Consider the following 4,857-nt stretch of genomic DNA (forward strand, 5'->3'; position numbering starts at 1 on the left):
GATTAGAAAAAGTATCTTGGAACCTTAAGCGATTGTTATACCTTTGTTTGTTCATACGCTAAAGTTATAGGTGTAAAAAAGCCGATTCAACTGTATTAGTTTGAATCGGCTTAAAAAATTGATGAGCAAGAGCATATTCGATTATGCAACTGCTTTGGCTTTCTCAATTGTTGAGTTTTGAGACTCTGAAGCAGCGACGATCACTCTTTTATAAACTTTTTTCTTTTCACTTGAAGATGTACGCTTCACAAAATTTGACAATGGTGATGAAGCAACCTTCTTACTGCTAAAATTAAACATAAAGCCTCCTATCAACCTTTAAATGCCCACAATTTTGTTTACTTCTTCTACAGTATAATTCGGTTTCAGATAAGGTTTCAAGCTACTAACGTTACTATGATAAGTTCTAGTGCTGCCATCATTATCTTTCATCAACAAGTCGACTTGGATCTTTTTACCGAATTTTTCCTTCAACGCCTCTATAACTGTCTGAGAACCAAAGAATTGTTCTACGAAGTGTTCAGGGAGAATTTTTCGACCTTCAACTTTTTCTCTCGCGTTAACAAATTCCCATGCTAGTTCAGGGCGTTGATACACAAATATTATCAGTACATCTCTGTCTTTGTCTAAAGATCTTTGAATGTTTTTTTCCGCTACATGGTAGCTTGATAACGTTCCGTCTAACAAAAAACTCTGACCATTCTTAAAGATATAGTCCATCGAACGTTCAACAAGAATAACAACTGCACGCTGAAATAGGTATGAATTCGAACCATCGTAATCTTCAAATTCAATGCGCAAGTCATCAGGATCTAGGCGAAGAACTTGCACATGACCATCAGAGATGGAAGCAACTAATTCTTTAGATGATTCTGTTTTCCCTGCCCCTGGAGAGCCACTCATAAAAACAGATACAGGAGCCTCTTCTGGAAGGTAGACTGCTTTATCAGTAAGCCTTCTACAAATCTTAGTCCTGTTTTTCTTGGCAAAGATGACTGCCCTGTCCCTGATTGCAAGTTCTTCGTCATTAAGATCCAAGATGACCATCTCAAAATTAATATATTTCGCACATTATACACAATAATTAACGCCTAAAGGCATAACTTGCTCTAACTCAAGTGCATTTCAATACGTATAAAAAATTCATGTGAAATATGGAGTTGAGCACTATGAAAAAGTTCGCCTAACAAAACTAGGAACCAACCATGAGCTAAATTTGGCTAACTTAGGGGCGACAAACATACAGAAGAGTAAACACTCTGAGAAAGAGCCACTGGTAAAAATTCAAACTGGTAGTTAACATAATGACAAAGTCGCTTGGTACTTAAGGTACGACAGAATCGCTTGGTGATCACATCAAACTGGTAGGTATCGAAACAAGCTTTTGGACACAAACGTGCTAGAAAATGCCACGGGTAAAAATTCAGCCTACGAAGGTTCGGGACAAAAATGGACACAGGAAGACCGCGAAACGCTCAGCAGCATGAGCAACGAACAACAAAGCCAAATGCAAGCCGCTATCGAATCCTACCGCTCTGGTGCCAACCAAACCATCGATGCAAGCAACCGCCTCACGGCCGACGAACGTAATACGGAGATGGGCACTTACGCCACTGGCTTTACGGCGAACTTTAGTGAGACGCAAGGCTTGATAACGTCCACGACACAATCTCAGCAAGAGGTCGATACGCTCAGCCAAGTTAACAGCCAAGAGCATCGTCAAGTGGCGAGCCTGATTGAGAAACTGGAAATACCATTCCAAGATTTTGTGGAGGAGCAATATAAATCTGAAGAAGGACGAGCAAAGCAGATTCTTACCGGTAGTAATGATAAATCACGCCAAGATCGAACAAATGAATGGGAAGCATTTAAAACAACCGACACGTTTAAAGATTTTGTGCTCGCCAGCGTACCCACTCAAGAAGAGCACGAACAAACCTTTAATCCTGAGCCGACCCAAGCCGAGTGGCAAACGATGGTGGGCGAACAATACAAAGGTAAAGCTCTAGGCAACACCAGCCAAACGGTGATTGAGCAGCATGAACAGCGCGGCGGCACTGAGCGTTATTACAACCCAGACAACCACTCACAAATCGTGGAGGAGACACGTGAACAATTTGAGGTCACCAGTAACCGTGTTGAGCCACCTTCCACCTTGCAGCCAACAGAGAATGAGGAGGATAAAACCCGAACTTAAATATAAATAATGGTTAATTATTGAGTAACCCAAGTAAGGTATCAAAACAACCTAGTATTATACACAATATTAAATGGAGAGAATAATGATGATGAAATGGATCGTATTAGGCTTATTCACATGGTGCTCTTTTTCAGGAGCTACGGCACAAGGTTTTGATGAACTTTCAGGCAGTAAAAACAATCCAGCCTCTATGACGTATTACTTGGAGTATTATAAAAAGACGAATAATCAAGAATATCAATACTTATTAGCCACCGTTCGTGCTGCTGCAGATACGGTAGATTTTTATACCACTCGATTAGATGCTCGCGATCAGCGCATTGATTATTGCTTGCCCATGAAAGATGCAGCCAATCGCGACACTTTATATAACTGGAAAACAAAAGAGCTAATAGATCTTATCAATAACCAAATTGAGCATGATCCTCGTGTAAAAAAATATAATAGGCTTGCGGGCTCTATCGGAAGCTACCTTGTTGCCGCTCTCAAAGAGCAATACCCTTGCCCTGTACAAAAGCAGTTGTAGGCTGTTGGTTTACCCTACCAAAAGTTATCCATTATTATCATGCCGTTCGCTACTACCCCCGTGATATCTCACGGGGGTAAACTTAGACCAAGCTACTGACTTGCCGCGTTTTTCAAAGTAATGATGACTGCGCCCTCTGCTGTGTCCTAATAGGCTGATATATACCTATAGGCTTTCAACCAATCCAAGTTCATTACTTGTAATCTGGTTTAATTTTTTGCTGAAACTCCCCCTGTTGATCCCTAACATCCTAGTAGCCTTTGATTGATTACCGCGCGTATGAGTTATCAACTCAGTAAACAATGTTTTTAGCACCGTAGGAGTAACCCAAGACATATCCGAGCTAGCTGATTTATTATCAAACCATGTTAGCTCCAGTTCTGCTCGGATAAGTTTTTTCAAATGGTCTTTGTTGATTGGGGTTAGTTGGTCATTCATATAAATTGGAGGTTGTTAATCGATTTTATCATGTTGGCAAATTTATCATGAAAGTGCCTTAAAATCCGCTCACTCCCAAATTTGATGTCATGCAGGCTTTGGTTTGTAGTCGCTTGGTGGGCACAGTCATCTTGACTTGAGTATGTCGTCTACTCGACAATTATGAGTTAGAAGTGTTCGGATTCCGAACAAAGAATCCGACTTCAAGCGTTGCCTTCCCTGCCCTAGCTCATCAATAGCTATCATCCTGATAAATATCACCTTACAAACTATACCCATCATCTATCGCTTGTGTTTTAATGCATCTAAACGCTTATCAGGTAATCTTCAAATGGCACGAAAACACGATGGAATCATATGGCACTTAATGGACGCTCCATGGTGGTTAAGTGTAGTACTCTCTGCTTGTATTTATTTTGGGCTTTCATACCTATTGCCTAGCTTGGCCGTGGATAGCAATAATTTCATCTTTGAAGCTATTGCTCCAAACTTGCCCTTGATGGCTCCATATTTTACGTTCTTATTTCTTCTCCCCGCACCGATAGCGTTTTTCAAGCAATATCAGAGGAAAAGAAACTATCTCAAGACGAACAATCAGATTAAAATTCAGAGGAATACTTCCCCACTAAATCACCTGACTTGGATCGAATTTGAAAGTTACATCGGAGAATACTTTAAGTCTCAAGGGTATGCGGTCAAACAGTCTTTCGCTCAAAAATCTGATGGCGGTGTTGATATTTGGCTTACAAAAGATAGTGAATTAAGCCTTGTACAATGTAAGCATTGGAAAACTCGCAAAGTGGGTGTGCAAGTTCTAAGGGAAATGTACGGTGTCATGATCGCGAACAATGCCAGTAAGATGATTATCGTAACTTCAGGAGGCTTTACTTCTGAGGCTGTCGCTTTTTCTCTAGATAAGCGTCTGTGGCTAGTCAATGGCAGCGAACTAGTACATATGATTGAAGATGGGCGCAGCTTTCAAAATAAACCATCAATATCGCCCCAAACACACAGGGCAGGCGTCGAATCTATGATTTGCCCTAGTTGCCAATCTAAGCTTGTAATGCGTGTTGCTAAGCAAGGAGCTAAATCTGGTATGTCTTTTTATGGTTGCTCTACGTATCCAAAGTGTCGTTATACTTGCGACTGCTGAGTTTTAATCTATTCGCAATACACGCTTGTTGTAGAAAGTAATCTTTGATATCCCGAAAGTTGCTGCTGGCATCTATTGCTATTTGGCATGGCGAACAACTGATTTATTGCGGTATGTCTAGAAGACAAATCGAAAAGAACAGTCATAAGCCCAAATTTGGTCTAATCACACGTATTCAAAGTCATGCTTCTGGTCGCTTAAGTGTTGACCAATTTTTTGGGTACGTTGCGAACTGTTTGGTGATTCCTAGTTTGAAACCATCTGAACCCCCTCGCTTTGCTTCCGGAGACCTCAAGCTCGACTCTCTAACGAAAGAAGACATCCACCAACCTCTTGAATTTCAATATGTTGTTGTCGATACAAGCGAAGGGGCTTACAAGCAAGAAGACAAAGCTAGGTCTGGCGAGACATTGGGGCAATTACCTCTTTTAAACCCTCTCTAGATAGGTTTTGTCCAGGGAGAGTATGCTAGAGCTGATCACACAAAGGTTGATCAGTTTTAAAAACGTTTTTGGATATAAATGATTTACAACCACTGCA

Annotated in this window: 7 protein-coding genes; 4 read left to right on the forward strand and 3 right to left on the reverse strand. The window is 40.8% G+C overall.

Annotated features, from left to right (window positions below; all coding sequences use genetic code 11):
- Positions 1-141: 141 nt before the first annotated feature.
- Complete coding sequence (locus tag AB4623_RS23790) at positions 142-300, reverse strand: hypothetical protein (protein WP_016799988.1); 159 nt, start codon at positions 298-300, stop codon at positions 142-144.
- 18 nt (positions 301-318) lie between these two features.
- Complete coding sequence (locus AB4623_RS23795; protein WP_017091786.1) at positions 319-1,047, reverse strand: zeta toxin family protein; 729 nt, start codon at positions 1,045-1,047, stop codon at positions 319-321.
- A 349-nt stretch (positions 1,048-1,396) separates the two neighbouring features.
- On the opposite strand from AB4623_RS23795, the gene AB4623_RS23800 reads away from it, so the two are divergent.
- A complete protein-coding gene (locus AB4623_RS23800; protein ID WP_372147496.1) occupies positions 1,397-2,197 on the forward strand; it encodes a hypothetical protein in 801 nt (266 codons plus the stop codon).
- A gap of 85 nt (positions 2,198-2,282) precedes the next feature.
- A complete protein-coding gene (locus AB4623_RS23805; RefSeq protein WP_017091788.1) occupies positions 2,283-2,726 on the forward strand; it encodes a hypothetical protein in 444 nt (147 codons plus the stop codon).
- Positions 2,727-2,891: 165 nt separating this feature from the next.
- On the opposite strand, the gene AB4623_RS23810 is transcribed toward AB4623_RS23805, so the two are convergent.
- Positions 2,892-3,164: a helix-turn-helix domain-containing protein gene (locus AB4623_RS23810; protein WP_102502808.1), complete on the reverse strand. Its 273-nt coding sequence runs from the start codon at positions 3,162-3,164 to the stop codon at positions 2,892-2,894.
- 331 nt (positions 3,165-3,495) lie between these two features.
- On the opposite strand from AB4623_RS23810, the gene AB4623_RS23815 reads away from it, so the two are divergent.
- Together AB4623_RS23815 and AB4623_RS23820 are read left to right on the forward strand one after the other, a co-directional pair.
- Positions 3,496-4,317: a restriction endonuclease gene (locus AB4623_RS23815; RefSeq protein WP_016799990.1), complete on the forward strand. Its 822-nt coding sequence runs from the start codon at positions 3,496-3,498 to the stop codon at positions 4,315-4,317.
- A gap of 113 nt (positions 4,318-4,430) precedes the next feature.
- Entirely contained in the window at positions 4,431-4,760 is a 330-nt protein-coding gene (locus tag AB4623_RS23820) for a hypothetical protein (protein WP_372147498.1), read from the forward strand.
- Positions 4,761-4,857: the final 97 nt, after the last annotated feature.

The sequence above is a fragment of the Vibrio sp. 10N.222.52.C12 genome (assembly GCF_041474215.1).
GTDB classification, from domain to species: Bacteria; Pseudomonadota; Gammaproteobacteria; order Enterobacterales; family Vibrionaceae; genus Vibrio; species Vibrio crassostreae_C.

Coding starts and splice junctions, on each gene's coding strand:
- AB4623_RS23815 (WP_016799990.1), top strand. CDS start 3,496: ATGGCACGAAAACACGATGGAATCATATGGCACTTAATGGACGCTCCA.
- AB4623_RS23795 (WP_017091786.1), bottom strand. CDS start 1,047: ATGGTCATCTTGGATCTTAATGACGAAGAACTTGCAATCAGGGACAGG.
- AB4623_RS23790 (WP_016799988.1), bottom strand. CDS start 300: ATGTTTAATTTTAGCAGTAAGAAGGTTGCTTCATCACCATTGTCAAAT.
- AB4623_RS23810 (WP_102502808.1), bottom strand. CDS start 3,164: ATGAATGACCAACTAACCCCAATCAACAAAGACCATTTGAAAAAACTT.
- AB4623_RS23805 (WP_017091788.1), top strand. CDS start 2,283: ATGATGATGAAATGGATCGTATTAGGCTTATTCACATGGTGCTCTTTT.
- AB4623_RS23820 (WP_372147498.1), top strand. CDS start 4,431: ATGTCTAGAAGACAAATCGAAAAGAACAGTCATAAGCCCAAATTTGGT.